Consider the following 18,570-nt stretch of genomic DNA (forward strand, 5'->3'; position numbering starts at 1 on the left):
GGCAAGCTTCCAGCGCTCCTCTAATGGGTTCCGTCCATGAGCGACCCCCGCCTGGAGCAGTTCAAGAAGATGACGGCCCAGTTCCCCGACGCCCCCATGGCCTGGTTCTCCCTGGGGAAGCTCCACCTGGAGCGCAAGGAGTACGACAGCGCCATCCAGAGTCTGGAGGCCGCCGTCCGGCTGGACCCGAAGTACGCCGCCGCCCTCGTCTCCCTGGGGGACGCCTACGCGGGGGCCGGCCAGACGGACAAGGCGAAAGAGGTGCTCACCACCGCCCGGGACCACGCGCTCGCCCAGCAGCACCCCAGCCTGGCCGAGGAGATCGACGAGCGCATCGCCGACCTGGACTGACGGTGCTCCGGGGCCTGGGCTCCTAGTCCTGGTCCCGCCAGGTGAAGCCCACGCCGAACACCTGACGCGTGTAACGCAAGTCATTGCGCGGCAGGCGCGTGCTCCAGAGGCCCCAGGACAGCTCCAGGTCCACGCGGGCGGAGACGGGCCGGGCCAGCTTGAGGGACAGCGAGTTCTGCCCCTCGTCCTCCTCCACCAGGATGATCTCCGGCGACAGGAAGATGCCGTCCGGGTAGCGCGCCAGGCCCAGCGTCCCCTGCGCCAGCAGCGTCACCCGCCACGGCAGCCGCACCCCCGCGCTGCCGGTGAGCCGGTGGCGCAGGGCCGTCTCGCCGAAGCTGTTGGAGCTGACCTCCTGGAAGGCATAGGTGAGCGACAGCTTCACCGGCCCCCGGTACGTGTAGCCCGCCCCCGCCACCAGCGCGCCGTCCTGCCGCCGCACGGGGGCCGCGTTGACGCCGGGGAGGGGCCGGGCGAAGGGGCCGTAGCGGCGCGAGCCCCACTCGCCGAACACGCTCAGCGTGTGGCGCGGGGTCAACCGGTAGCGGCCCAGGACGCCCACCTCCGGGCCGCCGAAGTCGGCCGTGTGGTCCGGGCGGTACACGAAGCGGCGCGCACCCAGGCGAAGGCGCAGGGCCAGGCGCACGTCCGGGGCGTACTCGGCGAAGAGGCTGGCGCCCAGGTCCGAGTACGCGCGGCTGCCGCCCCGCCGGTCCTTGGCGTGGCCTTCCGCGCCCACGCCCCACTCGGTGCCCAGGGCGAGCGAGCCCTCCAGCGCGCCCGCCTGCACCAGCGTGTCCTCGTTGGCGTAGTCCAGGTACTTCCGGGCGCCCAGCTCGTACCGGCCCACCACCTGGGCCCGCTCGCCGGTGCCCCGTCCCTCCGCCACGCCCAGCGCGCTCAGCGCCAGGTCCGCGCCGGGGCCGGGCGTGGCGCCGTCGGAGAAGTCGCGCGGGGCGTTGCTGTCCACGAGCAGCCGGCCGGTGCCCCTCAGCGAGCCCTGCCACTCGGCCGCGCGCGCACCTCCGCCCCAGGGGATGCTGAGGGCCAGCAGGAGCGGGAGGAGGCGGCGGTCCAAGACGCGCGCACCATACTCCGCCCCGCTGGCATCCCCACGCTCGCAAGTGCCCTCCGCGGCCACGTCGTCCCCGGGACACCCGGGGCGTGCCCGCGGTCGGTGACGCCGCACCCGGCCGCCCGGTACATTGGCGCCATGTCTTACGCGTCCTTCCTCGCGGCGGTGGCCGGCCTGGGGCTCGCCGCCTGTTCCCCGGCGTCCTTCACCACGGAGGTCCAGGGCGAGGCGACGGTGCCCGCGAACCCCGCCGGCACCTCCACGCTCCTCAACGCCTTCCCCTCCATCAGCAGCTTCTCCGCCCTGGACTTCAACGAGAACCAGGACTTCAAGAACCGCGACGTCACCAAGGACGAGGTGACGCGCGTGCAGGTGAAGTCGATGACGCTCAAGGTCCTGAGCCCGAACGACCAGGACTTCGGCTTCCTGGATTCACTGGAGGCCGTGGCCCGCGCGGGCAACTCCGAGGCGCGCTTCGCGTCCCGGGAGGGCATCGCGGGCCTGGGCCTGCACCCGCCCAACCCCACGGTGGGGTTGAGCGCGGACGGCAGCGTGGACCTGCGGCCCTACGTGGCCGCGCCCAGCATGTCCATCATCCTGCGCGGCACGGGGCGCCTGCCGGAGCGCGAGGTGCGCGTGCAGGCCACGGTGGTGCTGGAGGTGGAGGGCGGCCTGCTGTAGCGGCCCGGTGCCGCCTCAGGGCGCCAGCGTCTTCGCGCGGCGCTCCAGCGCGCCCGCGCGCCCGTCCAGCTCGCGCGCCAGGGACTCCAGGCGCGCGGCCTCCTGCTCCAGCGAGGACAGGTCCTGCGGGCCGCCCGCGGCCAGCGCCTGGGCGCGCACCGGGTCCACCTGGGGCCGCCGGTCGCTGGCGGTGACGGACAGGGCCGGACCGCCCACCGTGGGGTTGCCCCCGACGCCCGGTCCCTTGGTCGGGTCACCCGCGTAGTCCGGCGACTCCACCATCGAGTCGGTCGGAACCCCCTCCGGCTGCCGGCCGCCCCGCTGGGTGGGGGCCACCTGCAGGCCCTGGTCGCCCACGGTGCGCAGGCGCAGGCGGCGGTCCTGGTCGTCGAACATGGACTCCTCGCCCAGGAAGTCGTTCATGCGGCGGTCCAGGTCGCGCTCCTCGCGCACCTCGGTGATGCGCGCCTTGAGGGCCTCCAGCCGCTGGCGCACCTTGTCCTGGGAGTCGCGCAGCGCGTCCGCCTGCGCCAGCAGGTCCTCCGGATCATCCCCGCGCGCAGCGCCCTCCAGCGCCGGCACCTGCGAGGCGGGCAGCGCCGCGCGCACGGCCTCCCGTTCGCCGCGCACGGACCGCATCTGCTCCACCAGCCGCGCGCGCTGCGCCCGGTCCGTCGTCGCGTCCCACGCCGCGCGCAGCCGCGTCAGCTCCTGGGACAGCGCGCCGTGCAGCGCCAGGTGCGCGCGCTCCACCTCGCCGTCCGCGCCGGACACCGACTGCGCCAGCCCCGTCAGCTCCCCGCTCAGCTCCTGCGAGCGGCGCAGCGCGGACTCCAGCTCGCCGCCCGCCGTGAGCCTCCCCTGGCGCTGGGCCTTGAGGGCCTCGATGCGCGCCGCCAGGCCGTTGAGCTCGTCGCGCAGCCCCTGCTGCCGGGTGCGCAGGGTGCGTGCCTCCGTGCGCGCCGCCTGGGCCTTCGCGCGCGCCTGCTCCAGGCCGGACGTCGCCCCGGCGGGAGCGGCCACGAACAGGCACAGGAGGAGGGGGAGGGCACGCAACATCATCGGGGGGACACCGTCAGCAAGGCGGATGCCAGTCCCTTCCTCCTACTCCGTTCCCAGGTCCGACGGAAAGCGCCCTGGTTCCGGGCACCTGCGGGGGCAGGGTGGGACGGGGTGGGTGGGCCGGACGGTGGAAAGTCATGGGGCCGGGGCGCGGATGACGGATTTCCGAGGCCCCCGGGGCACCTACGAAGCGTCCTCGGGGCGTTCGCCGCGCGGCAGGAAGCCGTACTTCTCCAGCTTGTAGTACAGCGCGGAGGTCTTGATGCCCAGCAGGCGGGCGGTCTCCGTCTTCACGCCGCCGGCCTTCTCGTAGGCGCGGGCGATGAGCTGGCGCTCCAGGTCCTCCAGGATTTCCGGCAGGGGGCGGTCGCCCTGGGGCACGGGCAGCCCCGCGTCCATGCGCGGCGTCTGGCCGGCCAGGTGCGGGGGCAGGTCCTGCGGGGTGAGCGTGTCGCCCTCGGCGAAGACGAGCGCCTGCTCCATCACGTTCTCCAGCTCGCGCACGTTGCCGGGCCACGCGTGGCGGGTGAGCGCGTGCAGCGTGGCGTCGTCGATGCCGGTGACGCGCCGGTTGACCCGGGGCGCGTGCTTGGCGACGAAGTGGCGGGCGAGCGCGGGCAGGTCCTCGGGGCGCTCGCGCAGGGGCGGCAGGGTGAGCGGGACGATGTGCAGCCGGTAGTAGAGGTCCTCGCGGAAGCGGCCCGCCTTCACCTCCGCCTGGAGGTCGCGGTGCGTGGCGCTCACCACGCGCACGTCCACCTTGAGCGTCTCCTCTCCGCCCACGCGCTGCAGCTCCTTCTCCTGGAGCACGCGCAGCAGCTTGGTCTGCACGGAGGCGGGAATCTCCCCAATCTCGTCCAGGAAGAGGGTGCCGCCGTCGGCCAGCTCGAAGCGGCCCAGCTTGCGCTTCACCGCGCCGGTGAAGGCGCCGCGCTCGTGGCCGAACAGCTCGCTCTCCAGCAGCGTCTCCGCCAGGGCCGCGCAGTGCACCACGACGAAGGGGCCGTCCTTGCGCGGGGAGCGCTGGTGGATCATCCGGGCGACCAGCTCCTTGCCGGTGCCGCTCTCGCCGCGCACCAGCACGGTGGCGTCGCTCGCGGCCACCTTGCGCACCTGCGCGAGCAGCTTCTGCATGGGCTCGCTGTCGCCCACCAGGTCGCGGTGGGTGAGGGCGGCGTCGGCGTCATGCGCGTCCGTGCGGGCGGTGAGGCGCTCCACCTGGCGGCGCGTGGCGGACAGCTCCAGGCCCTTGTCCACCTTGGCGCGCAGCACCTCCGGGGGGAAGGGCTTGGTGATGAAGTCGTAGGCACCCTCCTGCATGGCCTGCACGGCGGTCTCGATGGTGCCGAACGCCGTCACCACCATGACGACGGCGCCAGGGTCCGCCTGCTTGAGGGCGCGCGTCACGGCGATGCCGTCCATGCCGTCCATCTTCAGGTCCGTGACGACCAGGTCGAAGGGGCCCTTCTTGTACGCGGCGAGCCCGTCCGCCCCGCTGCGCACCGCGGACACGGTGTGGCCGGAGCGGGTGAGGGTGACGGTCATGCCCTCGCGGAGGGTGTCGTGGTCGTCGATGACGAGGATGCGGGCCATGCGCCTGCTCGGGAAGGAGGGGTGGGAGGCCACCGGTGGGTGGGCGGCGGAATGCACACGCCAGGCCACCCTACACCGGACCCGGCGGGGTGCAGGTGGGGCCCGGCGTGAAAGGGCTGGCGTCAGGGGCCGGGTGGGTGTCTATGCCGGCGCATGGCCCCCGTCTCCGCTGCCCTCGTCGACCTGCTCGCGCGCCACGTCCCCACGGACGACAAGGAGCGCGAGGACCTCTCGCGCATGCGCCACTTCGCCACGTCGCTGAAGGAGCCCTTCTCCCGCTCGCAGGCGGAGGCGCACTTCACCGGCAGCGCGGTGGTGGTGGACGTGGCGGGCGGTCGGGTGGCGATGCTGCACCACGCGAAGCTCCACCGCTGGCTGCAGCCGGGCGGCCACTCGGAGGCCGGGGACGGCGGAGACATGGAGGCCACCGCGCTGCGCGAGGCCCGCGAGGAGACCGGCTGCCGCGTGCACCTGCACCCCACCGCGCCGCGCCCGCTGGACGTGGATGTGCACGTCATCCCCGCGCGCAAGGACGAGCCGGAGCACTGTCACCTGGACGTGCGCTACCTCGTGGTGGCGGAGGACCCCGAGTCGCTCGCGCATGACCCCGCGGAGTCGTTCGGCATCCAGTGGCTGGGCTGGGACGAAGCGCTGACGCGCGCGGATGAAGCGCCGCTGCGCCGCATGTTGCTCAAGGCGCGCGAGGTGCTGCGCGCGGGCGGCGCGGCGTAGGGCGCGTCAGGCGTCCGCTCCTCGCCCTGTCGCGTCCGGCGGACAGGGCAGGGTCAGCGTGAAGACGGTCTCGCCCGGCGTGGAGCGCAGGGAGAGCTCCCCGCCGTGGGCCCGGACGATCTTCCGCGCGAGCGGCAGGCCCAGCCCGGTGCCCTGCTCGCGGGTGGTGAAGAAGGGCTCGAAGATGCGCTCGCGCTCGGCTTCGGGCACGCCCGGGCCCGAGTCCTGGACGTCGATGGCGTATCTCCCGTCGCGCACCTCGCCGCGGATCCGCACGTGGCTGCCGGCGGGCGAGGCCTGCACGGCGTTCTTCACCAGGTTCACGAGCGCCGCGGTCAGCAGGCTGCCATCCGCCTCCAGGTGCGCGGGCGAGGCGGCCACGTCCAGGGCCACGCCCTTGTCGTGCGCCTCCGCGGAGAGCAGCTCGCACGCGTTGGAGAGCAGGTCGGGCGCCTCCATGGGCGCGCGCGCCAGCGGCTGTTCGCGGGCGAAGGCGAGGAAGTCCTCGACGATGCGCTGGAGGTAGGCGACCTCGCGCTGGATGCGGTCCACGTGGCTGCTCGCGTCCACGTGGGCGCCCGCGCGCAGGTCCTCTTGCAGGAGGCCTGAGAAGAGCGCGATGCCGCCCAGCGGGTTTCGCACCTCATGGGCCACGCCCGCGAGCATGAGCTTGAGCTGCCGGTCGCGGCCCTCCAGCGCGCCGCGCATGACCTCCAGCTCGCGCGCGAGCACGCCGATTTCGCGGGTGGGCTCCGGCGGCACGGGCGTGGTCAGGTCCCCCCGGCCGATCCGCAGCGCGGAGTCCATCAGCCGCCGCAGCGGACGGGCCAGTCCCCGGGCGGTGATGACGGCGATGACGGCGAGCACGGCGAGCGCCACGGCGCTGGCCATGACGAAGGTGCGCCACAGCCGCCGCAGCGGTCCGAAGAAGGCCGCGCTGCCCTCCACGCCGATGGCGCCCACCACCTGGCCGTCCTGGACCACGGGGGCGTAGCCCGTCTTGTAGAGCAGCCCGTCGGAGCCGGTGAAGAGCACCTGGCTGGCGGCGCGCTTGCCCGCGAGGACGCGCGTCAATTCCAGCCGGTCGCGCGCGAGGTCCGGGAGCTCGGTGCCCACGGGCAGGTTGCCGCCCACGTCCGCGCGCACGCGGCCCCGCGCGTCCACGGCGTAGACCCGGCGCACGCCGCTCGCGGTGCGCACGCCGTCCAGCAGCCGCACGAGGGCGCGCCAGGTGCGGGTGCCGGACACGTCGTCGCCGGGCTCGATGGTGAGCATGCGCTCGCCGCTGACCTGGCTGGCGGTGGCGGCGGCGAGCGCGGACAGGCTCGCGCCCAGCTCGTCCTCCAGGCTCGCGCGGGCCAGCGCGTACACGGAGGCGCCCGCGAGCGACAGGAAGAGCAGGGTGGGCAGGAGGAACGCCAGCAGGAGCCGCGCGGACAGCGAGCCCAGCGCGTCCCGCAGGCGGGAGGAATGGGGTCGATGCGTCATCCGGGCAGTGCTCCTCGCACCCCCGCATCAAACGGCATGCCCCCGTCCGTGGCCAGTCCTCGTTCCGCGCTCCGGAGCGCGGCGCGGGCTCCCCCGGAAGAGGGATGTCTTGGATGGGACAGGCGCGAGAAGGTGTGGCGCATGCCGTGGAACCGGCTGCCGGAGCGCGTTGTCCGTGCTGCGTGCGGGGCCCCTGTGCGTCAGGAAGCGGCTCACAAGAAACGTCAGACACGGCTGGTAGATGTGAGTGATTGAGGGGGCGCGTCATGCTGACAGGTTGGCTGGGACGATTCAGCGCGGGGCTGGTGCTGCTCCTGTCACTCACGGCCTGCGGGACGCCGGGCTCGCGGACCCTGCCAGTGGGGATGCACGGCTACGGGCGCTATCACAGCGCCTCGCCCGCTTCGTTCACGCGGGAGGCCGCGTGGAAGCGCGCGGGCTCGGGCGGCACGGTCGGAGGAGAGGAATTGGGCCGCTACCTCGCGTTCATCCGCGAGAAGCGAGCCGCCTTGAAGCAGCCCGCCGTGATGGAGACGGAGCGTCAGGTGGGCCATGCCGCGCTCAACGACCTGATGCTCTGGGCGTCCGCGCGGACGGAGGAGGAGCTCGCGAAGGACGAGCCGCTGGAGGTGTACCTGCGGCTGAAGGCGAAGCACGCCCAGGCCCTGCTCGAGGACGGCAAGCGGTCCGCGCGAGCGGAGGCGAAGCTGGAGGAGTTCCACCGCTGGGCGGATGCGCGCCGTCAGGCACTGGCGGACGCGCACTTCCGCCGGCTCGGGAGTGACGGGCTGCTCACCGAGAGCGCGCTCTACGAGGAGACGCAGCAGGCGCTGCTGGAGGCGGTGCTGGACTGGGCCTACACGCACACGGCGGACCCGGACTTCCCGCGCAAGAGCCCCAGCGAGGTGGCGCTCTACCTGCTGGCGCGCGACAGCCTCCTGGCGTCCGCGGTGGAGGCGGGCCGCTTCGCGCCTCCGGTCTGGGACCCGGCGCGTGAGCCTCCGGGCATTCGCCCGGAAGAGGTGGTGCTGGAGATCGCCCTGGGGCTGCTGCCCGTCACCGGCGAGGTGGCGGACGTGGGCGGCGTGGTGCTGGGGCAGAGCCTCCTGGGATACCCGCTGACGGACGGCGAGCGGCTGCTGTGCGCGGTGAGCGTGGCGCTGCCGGTGGTGTCGGGGCGCCTGTTGTCGGAAGGCGCGCAGGGCGCGGAGCGCGTCGCGCTGCTCACGGGCCGGAGCCTGCGCGAGGTGCAGGTGTTGCAGCGGGTGGTGCGGCACCTGTCGCCACGGGAGGCCCAGGAGCTCCGTCAGGTGCTGCGCGCGGCGGGGCGCGGTGAGGCCGTGTCCGCGGAGGACGTGGAGAAGCTGCGGGCGTTGGCGAAGCGGCTGGAGGCGCCGCTCGCGGAGGCGGGCCGTGTGTTGTCCCAGGGCAAGCGCGTGGCGCTGGTGGGCTCACGGGCGACGGAGGAGGGCGCGCGGCTGGTGCCGGGCAGCGCGGAGCACCTGGCGCAGGCGTGGGTGGACTACCAGTTCCGTCACCCGGAGAAGTACCGGAGCTTCCAGTACGCGGTGGATCCGGAGTGGGAGCGGCTCTACCAGACGGTCATCACGAACAAGGGCGCGGGAAGCGCGTTCGAGCAGTCCGTGCTCCAGAGACGGAAGCTGCCGAAGAACACGGACCTCCTGCTGCCCCCGCCTGGCAGCAAGGCCCAGGGCTTCGTCCCGGATGCAGTCACGGGGCACAAGGGCGACCTCGTCTGGGGCAGCCCCTACGACTTCGTCGAGGTGAAGGGCCGCAAGGAACTGGCGCTCACGGGCAATGTGGAAGCCATGCTGGAGTATGTGAAGCGGTATGGTGGCACCATCGAACTCTGGATCCGTTCCGCCAAACATCCCGAGGGCGCGACCCGGCTCACGGAGCCGTTGAGGAGGGAGTTGGGCACCCTTGGCGCGCAGGGCCGTGCAAAGATCGTTTCCTTTCCGTAGACGCCCCTCATGGCCATTCGATACCTGGACACTTGTTTCGCGTTGCCTCCTGGCGTTCCTTCCACAGGCACCATTCGTGAACTGGTTCATCGGTTCTTCTCAAAAGACCGTTGGTTCCAGCCCATGCGTTACGGTGGTGTGGGAATGGGGAATCCGATTGCGCCCGGTTCTTCCGTCGCGGATACGCTCGCGGCCTACTACGACGAGTATGGAACGAAGAGCTTCTTCATCGGAGCCAAGACGAATCGAGACTTCATTCATCTCTCCCCCGAGCGCTTCGGGAAGTATCCCTTTACCGGAGCCTTCGGCTGGATGACGTCCGTCGTGGAGGCCCGGAAGGCAGGTTGGCGCGAAGCCCATTTGCGGCAGGTCGTCGAAATCATGCACCTGCTGGGCTCCCCTCTTGCGCAGTCCGGACTCAGTGACGACTTCGAACGCAAGAACCGGCGCCTGGTGCCCAACGAGGACGGCTTCGGTTCCACTCGCGTCTTCAACGTGCGCGACTACAGCGAGGGCCTCTCCGGCCTCTACTGGCGCAACGTCTTCGGCGCCCCCTTCGTGGACCTCTTCGGCCCGCGCCTGGACGCCATCCCCGCGTCCCAGCGCCAGTCACTCGACGGGGGGCTCGTCCTCGTCCAGCCCTATGAGCTGCCCACCCAGGCCATGACTCCGGAAGGCGACGCCGCGGAAGCCCAGCTCATCGACACGCTGGGCCGCGACGCCTTCTTCGACCTGCCCACCCTCACGAAGCCCACGCGCGTGCCGGACGTGTCCTGGATGCTGCACAAGCACTGACGCCCCGGGGCGTCAGTCGAACATCGCCGCCAGCGCCTCGCTCAGGGTCTCCACGCCCACCACCTGGAGCTTCGTCGCCTCCACGCGCCGCGCGCTGCCCGCCGGCAGCACCACCCGCTGGAAGCCCATCTTCGCGGCCTCCGCGAGCCTCGGCTCCACCTGGCCCACCGCGCGCACCTCGCCCGCGAGCCCCACCTCTCCCAGCACCAGCGTCTTCGCGTCCAACGGCCGGTTCTGCAGGCTGCTCACCAGCGCCGCGCACACCGCCAGGTCGCACGCCGGTTCGCTCAACTGCATGCCGCCCGCCACGTTGACGAACAGGTCGCAGCCCACCAGCGGGATCTCCTCCTTCTTCTCCAGCACCGCCGCCAGCAGCGCCACGCGGTTGCCGTCCACGCCAATCGCCGTGCGCCTCGCCGTGCCATAGCCCGTGGGCGCCACCAGCGCCTGCACCTCCACCAGCAGCGGACGGGTGCCGTTGAGCGTGCTCGTCACCACGCTGCCGGACTTGCCCTGCGGGCGCTCGGAGAGGAACAGCGCGGACGGGTCCGCCACCTCCACCAGCCCCGCGCCCTTCATCTCGAAGACGCCAATCTCGTTGGTGCTGCCGAAGCGGTTCTTGTGCGCGCGCAGCAGGCGGAACGGGTGGCCGCGCTCGCCCTCGAAGTAGAGGACCGTGTCCACCATGTGCTCCAGCACCCGGGGACCCGCGATGGAGCCCTCCTTCGTCACGTGCCCCACCAGGAACGTGGGCACCCCGCTGCGCTTGGCGAACGCCATCAGCCGGCCCGCCACCTCGCGCACCTGGGTGATGCTGCCCGGCGCGTTGCCCAGCTCCGGCAGGTACATGGTCTGGATGGAGTCCACCACCAGCGCCTGCGGCTTCAGCGCCTCCGCCGCCTGGAGCACCCGGTCCGCGTCCGTCTCCGCGAAGAGGTGGATGGCGTCCCCCTCCACCCGCAGGCGCTCCGCGCGCATCTTCGTCTGACGCAGGCTCTCTTCACCCGACACGTAGAGCACCGGCCCGTGCCGCGACAGCTTGTCCAGCGCCGCCAGGAGCAGCGTGGACTTGCCGATGCCCGGGTCGCCGCCGAGCAGCACCAGCGAGCCGCCCACCACGCCGCCGCCCAGCACGCGGTCGAACTCCGTGATGCCCGTGCGGCGGCGCACCTCCGTCTCCGCCGTCACGTCCTGCAGCTTCACCGGCCGGGATGAGCCCCCGGACGCGCCCCACGCCGGGCGCTTGTCGTCCACCTTCGCTTCGGTCTCTTCCAGGAGCGAGCTCCAGGCCCCGCAGTCCGGACACTTCCCGAGCCACTTCGCCGTCTGGTAGCCGCAGGCCTGACAGGTGTAGTGCGTCTTCGCCTTCGCCATGGGTTGGAGTGTCTACCCCAGACCCCTGACGTTTCGTCGCCCAAGCTCATGCGCGCGACATGCCAGGAGAGCAGGCAGGCGTGATGGCGTGGATCAGGTAGCGAGTTGCCCTACAGGGAGGGGCAACCCACTTTCTGGACCACGGGCGACGCGAAACAGCGCGCCCCCCACACAGGGAGAGTGCCATGGGGATTATCGCGTTTCTGGTGATTGGTCTGGTCGCGGGTCTGATCGCTCGTGCCATCATGCCGGGCAACCAGTCGATGGGGCTCATCGCCACCACGCTGCTGGGCATCGCCGGTTCGTTCGTGGGCGGCTTCGTCGGTTCGCTGTTCTCCAGTGACGGTCGCGTGTTCGACCTCCACCCCACGGGCCTGCTGTTCTCCGTGCTGGGCGCGCTGGTCGTGCTGTTCCTCGTGGGGCTCGCCGGCCGCGGCCGTCGCGTCCACGTCTAGTCAGGCAGGGCTCCTCGACCGATGAGGCGGGAGACAGCCAGGGACGTCCGTGTCACGCACGGACGTCCCTTCTGTCTTGCGGTCCTCCCCAGAGGGGGAGGAGGACTCGTCAACCCCCTGCTCCAAGAGCGTTGACAATGGCCCCCGGGCCACGCACCGTCGGCCTCCTGACGCCTCCCCAGGAGCCCGCATGTCCGACACCGCCGAGTCCTTCCACGGCCACGCCCACCACGCCGCCCCCGCCCCGCAAGGGGTGACGGTGCGTCACGACTGGTCGCTCGCGGAGGTGAAGGCGCTGTACCAGTTGCCGCTGCTGGACCTGGTGCACAAGGCGCAGACGGTGCACCGGCAGGTGTTCGTGGAGAACAAGGTGCAGCTCTGTTCGCTGCTCTCCATCAAGACGGGCGGGTGTCCGGAGGACTGCGCGTACTGCCCGCAGGCGGCGCGCTACAAGACGGGCGTCAAGGCGGAGAAGCTGATGGCGGTGCCGGAGGTGCTGGCCGCCGCGTCCCAGGCCCGGGCCGCCGGGGCCACCCGCTTCTGCATGGGCGCCGCGTGGCGCGAGGTGAAGGACGGCCCGCAGTTCGACAGCGTGCTGGAGATGGTGAAGGGCGTGCGGGCCCTGGGCATGGAGGCGTGCGCCACGCTGGGCATGCTCACCGACAGCCAGGCGAAGCGCCTGCGCGAGGCGGGCCTGTCCGCGTACAACCACAACCTGGACACGTCCCCGGAGCACTACGGCGACATCATCTCCACCCGCACGTATGACGACCGGCTGAAGACGCTGGACCGGGTGCGCGACGCGGGCATCTCCGTGTGCTGCGGCGGCATCATCGGCATGGGCGAGTCCGTGGACGACCGCTGCAACCTCCTGCGCACGCTGGCCAACCAGGAGGTGCACCCGGAGTCGGTGCCCATCAACGCGCTCGTGCCCGTGGAGGGCACGCCCCTGGCCCAGCAGCACCGCGTGGAGACGGTGGACATGGTGCGCACCATCGCCACCGCGCGCCTGCTCATGCCCCAGGCCATGGTGCGCCTGTCCGCGGGCCGCATGCAGATGAACGAGGAGGCGCAGCTCTTGTGCATGATGGCGGGCGCCAACTCGCTCTTCTTCGGGGAGAAGCTGCTCACCACCGGCAACCCCGAGTACACCCAGGACATGGCGCTCCTGGAGAAGGCGGGCATCCGCCCCCTGGAGCCCCGGCAGGACCGGTGAGCCCCTCGACGCAGGTCGCGGACCGCTGGGCGCGCGAGGACCTGGAGGCCCTGTCCGCGAAGGGCCTCCGCCGCGCGCTGGAGCCGCTCGACTCCCCCCAGGGCGCCCAGGTGCGCGTGGGGGACGAGCGGCTGGTCAACTTCTCCTCCAATGACTACCTGGGGCTCGCGGCGTCCCCCGCCGTGCGCGCCGCCGTCGCGTCCGCGCTGGAGCGCTACGGCGTGGGCACCGGCGCCAGCCGCCTGGTGGTGGGGGACATGGTGCCGCACCAGCGGCTGGAGGCGCGGCTCGCCCGCTTCGAGCGCGCCCAGGCCGTGCGCCTCTTCAACTCCGGCTACGCGGCGAACACCGGCATCCTGCCCGCGCTGGTGGGCCCCGGCGACGCGGTGTTCTCCGACGCCCTCAACCACGCCTCGCTGGTGGACGGCTGCCGGCTGTCCCGCGCGCGCGTCGTTGTCTACCCGCACGCGGACGTGGCCGCGCTCACCCGCGCGCTGGAGCAGACGCCCGCGCGGCGCAAGCTGGTCGTCACCGACAGCATCTTCTCCATGGACGGGGACGTGGCCCCGCTGCGCGAATTGCTGGCCGCGTGCGAGGCCCACGGCGCCGCGCTGATGGTGGACGAGGCGCACGCCACCGGCGTCCTGGGCGCGCGCGGCGCGGGCCTGTGCGAGGCGCTGGGCGTGGAGGACCGGGTGGACCTGCGCATGGGCACGCTGAGCAAGGCGCTGGGCGGGCTGGGCGCGTACGTGGCCACGTCGCGCGCGGTGGCGGACCTGCTGGTCAGCCGCGCCCGGCCGTTCGTCTACTCCACCGCGCTGCCCGCCGCCCTCTGCGCTGGCGCCGAGCGCGCGGTGGACCTGGTGGAGCACGACCCCGCCCCGCGCGAGCGGCTGTGGGGGCACATCCACCGTTTCACCGAGGGTCTGCGCGCGCTGGGACTGCCCGCTGAACCCCGGAGCGCCATCTTTCCGGTCATCCTGGGCGAGCCCTCGCGCGCGCTGGACGCGGCGAAGCGCCTGCGCGAGGCGGGCCTGCTGGTGAAGGCCATCCGCCCGCCCACCGTGCCGGACGGCACCAGCCGGCTCCGCTTCTGTCTCTCCGCGGCCCATACGACGGGCCACATCGACCTGGCGCTGGAGGCCCTGCGCCGGGTGGGAGTCTCCCGTGGCCCATGAGGCGCTCCAGTTCTTCGTCACCGGCACGGACACCGGCGTGGGCAAGACGCAGGTGTCGTGCGCGCTGCTGTCGCTCCTGAGGGACGCGGGCCATGCGCCCCAGGGCTTCAAGCCCTACGAGAGCGGCTGCGCGTCCCTCAAGGCCCCGGCGGACGCGCTCGCCATGCGCGAGGCCGCGGGCAGCACGCTGCCGGTGGACGCCCTCTGCCCGCACCGCTTCAAGGCGCCGCTGGCCCCGGGCATCGCGGCGTCGCGCCTGGGGATGGAGCCGGACTTCCGCGCGACGCTCGCGGCGTGGAGGCGGCTGAAGGGCGGGGCGGTGGTGGTGGAGGGGGCAGGGGGGCTGTTCGTCCCGGTGGACTCGAAGCGCGACGTGGTGGACCTCATCCAGGCCTTCCGCCTGCCCGTGGTGCTGGTGGCGCGCGCGGGGCTGGGCACGCTCAACCACGTGGCGCTGTCGCTGGAGGCGCTGGCCGCGCGCCAGGTGTCCGTACGGGCGGTGGTGCTGTCGCGCGGGGTGCCCGGACGCGACCTGGCGGAGCGGGACAACCGGCGCTACCTGGAGGCCCGCCATGGCGTGGAGGTCCTGGGGCCCGTGCCGTACGTGGAGGATGCAAGAAAGCGCCGGATGGCCTTCCGGCGCGCGCTGGCGCCGCTGGTGCCCGAACGCGCGCGGGCCCGATAAATCGGCCTCCGCCGCGTTCGGCGGAAAGGCGCGTGCTACAGGTCGCGCAAGTTTTCGCGTGGTCGAGGCCGTGATCTGGACGGCCCGTTTTTTCCGCGCGAGAAAGCCGTCACGAATGGCGGACATCATCGACATCACGCTCCTCGCGGACGTCCGGCGCTTCTTCAAGAAGCTCATCGAACAGCGCGGGCTGTCCTACTTCCTCCAGAAAGACGGTCCGCGGCTGTTCCAGATTGAGCCCGCGAAGGTCGAGCTGGTCCTGCGCACCGCGATCCGCACCCGGAACCCGGAACTGCCCGCGCCGCACGAGAAGGCCGTCGAGCACTGCCGCCTGGAGCTGCGCCGCGAGCTGATCCGCCGCGTGGCCAGCGCCATGCTCCAGACGGGGCTGTGAGCCGCTTCTCGCTCCGCACCGCCTTCCCGCGAACGCTCAACCCGCTGTCCCAGGCCGTCGCCATGCGCCACGCATGCGGGCTGCCCGTGCTGGACCTGGCGGAGACCAACCCCACGCGCGTGGGCCTGCCGCCGCCGCGCGTGAAGCTCGGGGCCCACCGCGGGGCCTTCGACTACGCCCCGGAGCCCTTCGGCCTGCCCTCCGCGCGCGAGGCCGTGGCCGCGCACCTGTCCCGGCGGGGCGCGCCCGTGGAGGCCGCGCACGTCGTCCTCTCCGCCAGCACCAGCGAGGCCTACGGCTGGCTCCTCAAGCTCCTGTGCGACCCGGGGGACAACGTCCTCGTGCCCGCGCCCGGCTACCCGCTGGTGGACGTGCTGGCGCGCCTGGAGGGCGTGCACGCACGCTCCTACCGCCTGCCCTCGGTGCACGGCTTCGGCCTGGACGCGGGCCGGGTGGAGGCCGCCGTGGATGCCCGCACGCGCGCGGTGGTGGTGGTGAACCCCGGCAACCCCACCGGCCACTTCCTGCACGAGGGCGAGCTCCACGCGCTCGCGGACGTGTGCGCGCGCCACGGCCTGGCGCTCGTCTGCGACGAGGTGTTCTCCGACTTCGCGTGGGATGAAGAAGCGGGCAGGGTGACGTCCGTGGCGGGGCGGAGCCTCCCGTGCCTGACGTTCTCGCTCTCCGGCCTGTCCAAGGTGGCGGGCCTGCCCGGCCTCAAGCTGGCGTGGCTGCACGTGGGCGGCCCCGCGCACGCGCGCGACGAGGCCCTGGCCCGGCTGGAGGACGTGGCGGACGCGGCGCTGTCGGTGGCCACGCCCGTGCAGCTCGCGCTGCCGTCGCTCCTGGCGCACGCGCCGCGCTTCCAGCGGGCGCTGCTGTCGCGGGTGAAGGGCAACCGGGAGCGGTTGATTCGAGCGCGCCCGGCGGACGCCGCGTGGGACGTGGTGCCCGCGCACGGCGGCTGGAGCGCGGTGCTGCGCATCCCCCGTCACCCCGGCGAGGAGGCCACCTGCCTGCGGCTCCTGGAGGAGGGGGTGCGCGTGCAGCCGGGCTACTTCCACGACTTCGGCGGCGGTGCGTACCTCGTGCTGTCGCTGCTGCCGACGCCCGAGGTCTTCACCGCCGCCCTGGCACCGCTGGTGCGCGTGCTCAGTCCACCGGTGGGTTGATGAGCTGCACCGTCTTGAAGGCGTTGTTCTCCACCTTGAACAGCTCGTAGGGCGACGCCGCCTCGCCCGTCTCGTTGTTGAAGTCCAGCTCGCCGCTGGCGCCGCGCACGTTGATGACCTTGCCGGCGCGCAGGTCCTCCCGCGCCGCGGTGAACTGCGTGGACCCCAGCGAGTAGGTGGTCGCGGTCTGGCCCGAGGCGGGCGTGAGCTTCGTGAGGCCCTCCGCGATGCGGGGGCCCGTCACCGGCTGCGGGTTGTTGGGGTCGTTGCCCACCGCGAACGCCGCGCCCAGCGTCACGATGTACATGGCGTCGTACGCGTGCGCGGTGAAGGAGAACTGCCCGGGGTCCGTCTTGTAGGCGGTGATGAACCGGTCCGCGAACAGCTTGTAGGTGGAGTCGCTGGGGCGCGCGGACGCGGGCGCGGTGCCGTAGGCGCCGGTGAGCTCCGCCTTGTTGGCGCCCAGGTTCGTCAGCAGGGTGAGGTCCTTGCTCGCGTCCGTGAGGAACCAGCGGTTGCCGCTCGCCACGCCCACGCCCTGGGACGCCGCCTCCGGAATCAGCCGCGCGTTGTCCTCGGGGAAGCCCGCCAGCACCGTCAGGTCCGGCTTGAAGGACACCAGCCGGCTCACCGCGCCGGACACGGACTCGTTGCGGTTGTACTGCGCGCCCGCGACGTTGTCCTTGTTGGTGACGCGGCTCTGGATGGCGTCATACAGGCCGTTGCCGTACGAGTCGTTCACGTACGCCACGCCCACCTTGGTCGGAGGGGTGAACGTCACGCCCGGGTCGTTGATGGGCGTGATTCCCTGGAGCACGTCCGCGATGACGCGCCCCTGGAGCACGTCCGAGGGCGTGGTGCGCCAGACCAGGCCCACGGCGCCACCGTTCTTGTCCGACAGCGTGGTGAACGCGGAGCTCGTCGCCGTGTGGCTCATGAGCAGCACGTTCTTGGGGATGGTGACCCCGCTGATGGCGAGCGTCTGCGCGCTGCCCGCGCTGAAGAGCGCCACCGCGCCCTTGTCGTTCACCATCCAGGTCGCCTGCGTCACCGCCCGGTTCGCGTCCGCCCCGGTGTCGCAGACGTACATGAGGAACTGGCGGCCGCCCACGCCCTGCGCCTGGTTCACCTCATCCAGCGCCAGCTTCAGGCCGTTGAAGCGCTGCTGCTCAATCTCCGCGTTGCCGCTCGCGTTGGTGAGCGGCAGCGCCGCGCCCAGCACGATGGGGTTCGCCGCGGACGTGGCGCCCACCACCTGGTCGCAGCCCGCGGGCTGCGGCAGGCAGAACCCGGAGGTGCAGACGCTGTTGCTGCCGCAGTCGCTGCTCGTCGTGCATTCGGACAGGCCGCCCGCCGTGGTGAAGCTGCACCCGGACGACAGCAGCGCCATGCCCAGCGTCATCATTCCCAGCGCGCGCATCAGAAACGACCCTCCATGCCGACCCCGGCGCCGCGCGGCGCGAGCGTCACGCGGACCTCGCCCTGCGCGGGGGGGCCCTCTTTGGGATACAGGATGATGGCGGTGATGGCTCCCGCGAGCCCCACGCCGAAGCCGATGTCCGCCAGCAGCGCCTTGCTCTTGGTGCTGTCCGACAGCCGCTGCTTGTCGGTGAGCGTGGAGGCGCTGTCGAACTGCTCGCGCTGGTCGCGCGCCTGCAGCCCGAAGAGCACGCCCGCGCCCACGCCCAGCACCGCCACGCCGCCCGTGGCGAACGCGGCGATGCGCTGGTTGCGGTAGGACTTGAGGGTCCGGTCCAGCTCCGCCTGCTTCTGGCGCTCGCTCTCCTCCTGCGCGCGCCGGGCCGCGGCCTGCTCGGCCTCCGCCTGCTGCCGCGCGGCGTCCGCCTCCGCCTCCAGGCGCTTGCGGTCCGCGTCCGCCGCCGCCTGCGCCTGGTCCTCGCGGTCCAACTGCACGCGCAGCCGGTCGATGGCGCGGTTGCTGTTCTTCAGGAGGGCGGGGTCGGTGTCCTCGCTGGAGGACGTGACGTACTGCCGGTAGAAGCTCATCGCCTCGCGGGGCTCGCCCGCGTACTCCAGCGCCACGGCGATGTTGTAGACGAGCCGCGGGTGCGGCTGCGCCTCGTTGGCCTGCTTCAGCGCCTCCGCCGCCTCGCGGTACTTGCCGGCGTCATAGAGGCGCTTGCCCTCCTTCAACAGCGCCTGCACGTTGACCTTGGAGCCACCCCGCTGCGCCAGGGCGGACCCCGGTGCCAGCGCCAGCGCCAGCGACAACACGAAAACCAGTCTCATGGGGCGGTGAGCCTAGCGCCGAACAATCCGGCCGTCGAAGCGCTGGCCCCCGGAAAAAAGCGCCGGGGCCACCCCCACCCCCGT

Annotated in this window: 18 protein-coding genes; 11 read left to right on the top strand and 7 right to left on the bottom strand. The window is 72.4% G+C overall.

All coding sequences use genetic code 11. The features are described 5' to 3' along the window. Nucleotides 1–36 precede the first annotated feature (36 nt). Nucleotides 37–351, top strand: a complete 315-nt coding sequence (locus K8612_RS22445) for a tetratricopeptide repeat protein (protein ID WP_223763799.1) — start codon at nt 37–39, stop codon at nt 349–351. 22 nt (nt 352–373) lie between these two features. Here K8612_RS22445 and K8612_RS22450 read toward each other — a convergent pair whose 3' ends face one another. Continuing rightward, entirely contained in the window at nt 374–1,429 is a 1,056-nt protein-coding gene (locus tag K8612_RS22450; protein ID WP_223763800.1) for a hypothetical protein, read from the bottom strand. Between the two features lie 135 nt (nt 1,430–1,564). Here K8612_RS22450 and K8612_RS22455 point away from each other — a divergent pair, with 135 nt between their 5' ends. Then, nucleotides 1,565–2,107, top strand: coding sequence for a hypothetical protein (locus tag K8612_RS22455; RefSeq protein ID WP_223763801.1), 543 nt, complete (start codon nt 1,565–1,567; stop codon nt 2,105–2,107). Between the two features lie 15 nt (nt 2,108–2,122). On the opposite strand, the gene K8612_RS22460 is transcribed toward K8612_RS22455, so the two are convergent. Together K8612_RS22460 and K8612_RS22465 are read right to left on the bottom strand one after the other, a co-directional pair. Beyond that, nucleotides 2,123–3,169, bottom strand: coding sequence for a TetR family transcriptional regulator (locus K8612_RS22460; RefSeq protein ID WP_223763802.1), 1,047 nt, complete (start codon nt 3,167–3,169; stop codon nt 2,123–2,125). A 183-nt stretch (nt 3,170–3,352) separates the two neighbouring features. After that, a complete protein-coding gene (locus K8612_RS22465; protein ID WP_223740564.1) occupies nt 3,353–4,762 on the bottom strand; it encodes a sigma-54 dependent transcriptional regulator in 1,410 nt (469 codons plus the stop codon). Nucleotides 4,763–4,915: 153 nt separating this feature from the next. Between K8612_RS22465 and K8612_RS22470 the strand changes: the two genes are divergently transcribed. Next, nucleotides 4,916–5,494 (top strand): NUDIX hydrolase, encoded by a 579-nt coding sequence (locus K8612_RS22470; protein WP_223740563.1) that lies wholly within the window; start codon nt 4,916–4,918, stop codon nt 5,492–5,494. Between the two features lie 6 nt (nt 5,495–5,500). Here the strand turns inward: K8612_RS22470 and K8612_RS22475 are convergent, their stop codons facing one another. Then, nucleotides 5,501–6,982, bottom strand: a complete 1,482-nt coding sequence (locus tag K8612_RS22475) for a HAMP domain-containing sensor histidine kinase (RefSeq protein WP_223763803.1) — start codon at nt 6,980–6,982, stop codon at nt 5,501–5,503. A 266-nt stretch (nt 6,983–7,248) separates the two neighbouring features. On the opposite strand from K8612_RS22475, the gene K8612_RS22480 reads away from it, so the two are divergent. Further along, nucleotides 7,249–8,967 carry a hypothetical protein gene (locus tag K8612_RS22480; protein WP_223763804.1) on the top strand — a complete coding sequence of 573 codons (1,719 nt, stop codon included), beginning with the start codon at nt 7,249–7,251 and terminating at the stop codon, nt 8,965–8,967. A 144-nt stretch (nt 8,968–9,111) separates the two neighbouring features. Then, nucleotides 9,112–9,762 carry a hypothetical protein gene (locus tag K8612_RS22485; protein ID WP_223763805.1) on the top strand — a complete coding sequence of 217 codons (651 nt, stop codon included), beginning with the start codon at nt 9,112–9,114 and terminating at the stop codon, nt 9,760–9,762. Between the two features lie 12 nt (nt 9,763–9,774). Here K8612_RS22485 and radA read toward each other — a convergent pair whose 3' ends face one another. After that, nucleotides 9,775–11,136, bottom strand: a complete 1,362-nt coding sequence (gene radA, locus K8612_RS22490) for a DNA repair protein RadA (RefSeq protein ID WP_223740559.1) — start codon at nt 11,134–11,136, stop codon at nt 9,775–9,777. A 185-nt stretch (nt 11,137–11,321) separates the two neighbouring features. On the opposite strand from radA, the gene K8612_RS22495 reads away from it, so the two are divergent. The 6 genes from K8612_RS22495 (at nt 11,322) to K8612_RS22520 (ending at nt 16,236) form a co-directional block, all read left to right on the top strand. Continuing rightward, entirely contained in the window at nt 11,322–11,591 is a 270-nt protein-coding gene (locus tag K8612_RS22495) for a GlsB/YeaQ/YmgE family stress response membrane protein (protein WP_120597359.1), read from the top strand. Between the two features lie 190 nt (nt 11,592–11,781). Further along, nucleotides 11,782–12,807: a biotin synthase BioB gene (gene bioB / locus K8612_RS22500; RefSeq protein WP_223763806.1), complete on the top strand. Its 1,026-nt coding sequence runs from the start codon at nt 11,782–11,784 to the stop codon at nt 12,805–12,807. Beyond that, nucleotides 12,804–13,985, top strand: a complete 1,182-nt coding sequence (bioF, locus tag K8612_RS22505) for an 8-amino-7-oxononanoate synthase (RefSeq protein ID WP_223763807.1) — start codon at nt 12,804–12,806, stop codon at nt 13,983–13,985. Before bioB ends, bioF begins: the two co-directional genes overlap by 4 nt. Continuing rightward, nucleotides 13,975–14,670, top strand: coding sequence for a dethiobiotin synthase (gene bioD / locus K8612_RS22510; protein WP_223763808.1), 696 nt, complete (start codon nt 13,975–13,977; stop codon nt 14,668–14,670). The genes bioF and bioD overlap by 11 nt, the downstream gene beginning before the upstream one ends. Nucleotides 14,671–14,785: 115 nt before the next feature. Further along, nucleotides 14,786–15,064: a hypothetical protein gene (locus tag K8612_RS22515; protein WP_223740555.1), complete on the top strand. Its 279-nt coding sequence runs from the start codon at nt 14,786–14,788 to the stop codon at nt 15,062–15,064. Next, complete coding sequence (locus tag K8612_RS22520; RefSeq protein ID WP_223763809.1) at nt 15,061–16,236, top strand: pyridoxal phosphate-dependent aminotransferase; 1,176 nt, start codon at nt 15,061–15,063, stop codon at nt 16,234–16,236. Before K8612_RS22515 ends, K8612_RS22520 begins: the two co-directional genes overlap by 4 nt. On the opposite strand, the gene K8612_RS22525 is transcribed toward K8612_RS22520, so the two are convergent. Both K8612_RS22525 and K8612_RS22530 read right to left on the bottom strand, forming a co-directional pair. Next, nucleotides 16,217–17,656, bottom strand: a complete 1,440-nt coding sequence (locus K8612_RS22525; protein ID WP_223740553.1) for an ABC transporter substrate-binding protein — start codon at nt 17,654–17,656, stop codon at nt 16,217–16,219. The genes K8612_RS22520 and K8612_RS22525 overlap by 20 nt on opposite strands. Beyond that, entirely contained in the window at nt 17,656–18,486 is an 831-nt protein-coding gene (locus tag K8612_RS22530) for a tetratricopeptide repeat protein (protein ID WP_223740552.1), read from the bottom strand. The genes K8612_RS22525 and K8612_RS22530 overlap by 1 nt, the downstream gene beginning before the upstream one ends. Nucleotides 18,487–18,570 lie beyond the last annotated feature (84 nt).

It is taken from the genome of Corallococcus sp. AS-1-6 (assembly GCF_020037015.1).
In the GTDB taxonomy this organism is placed as follows: Bacteria; Myxococcota; Myxococcia; order Myxococcales; family Myxococcaceae; genus Corallococcus.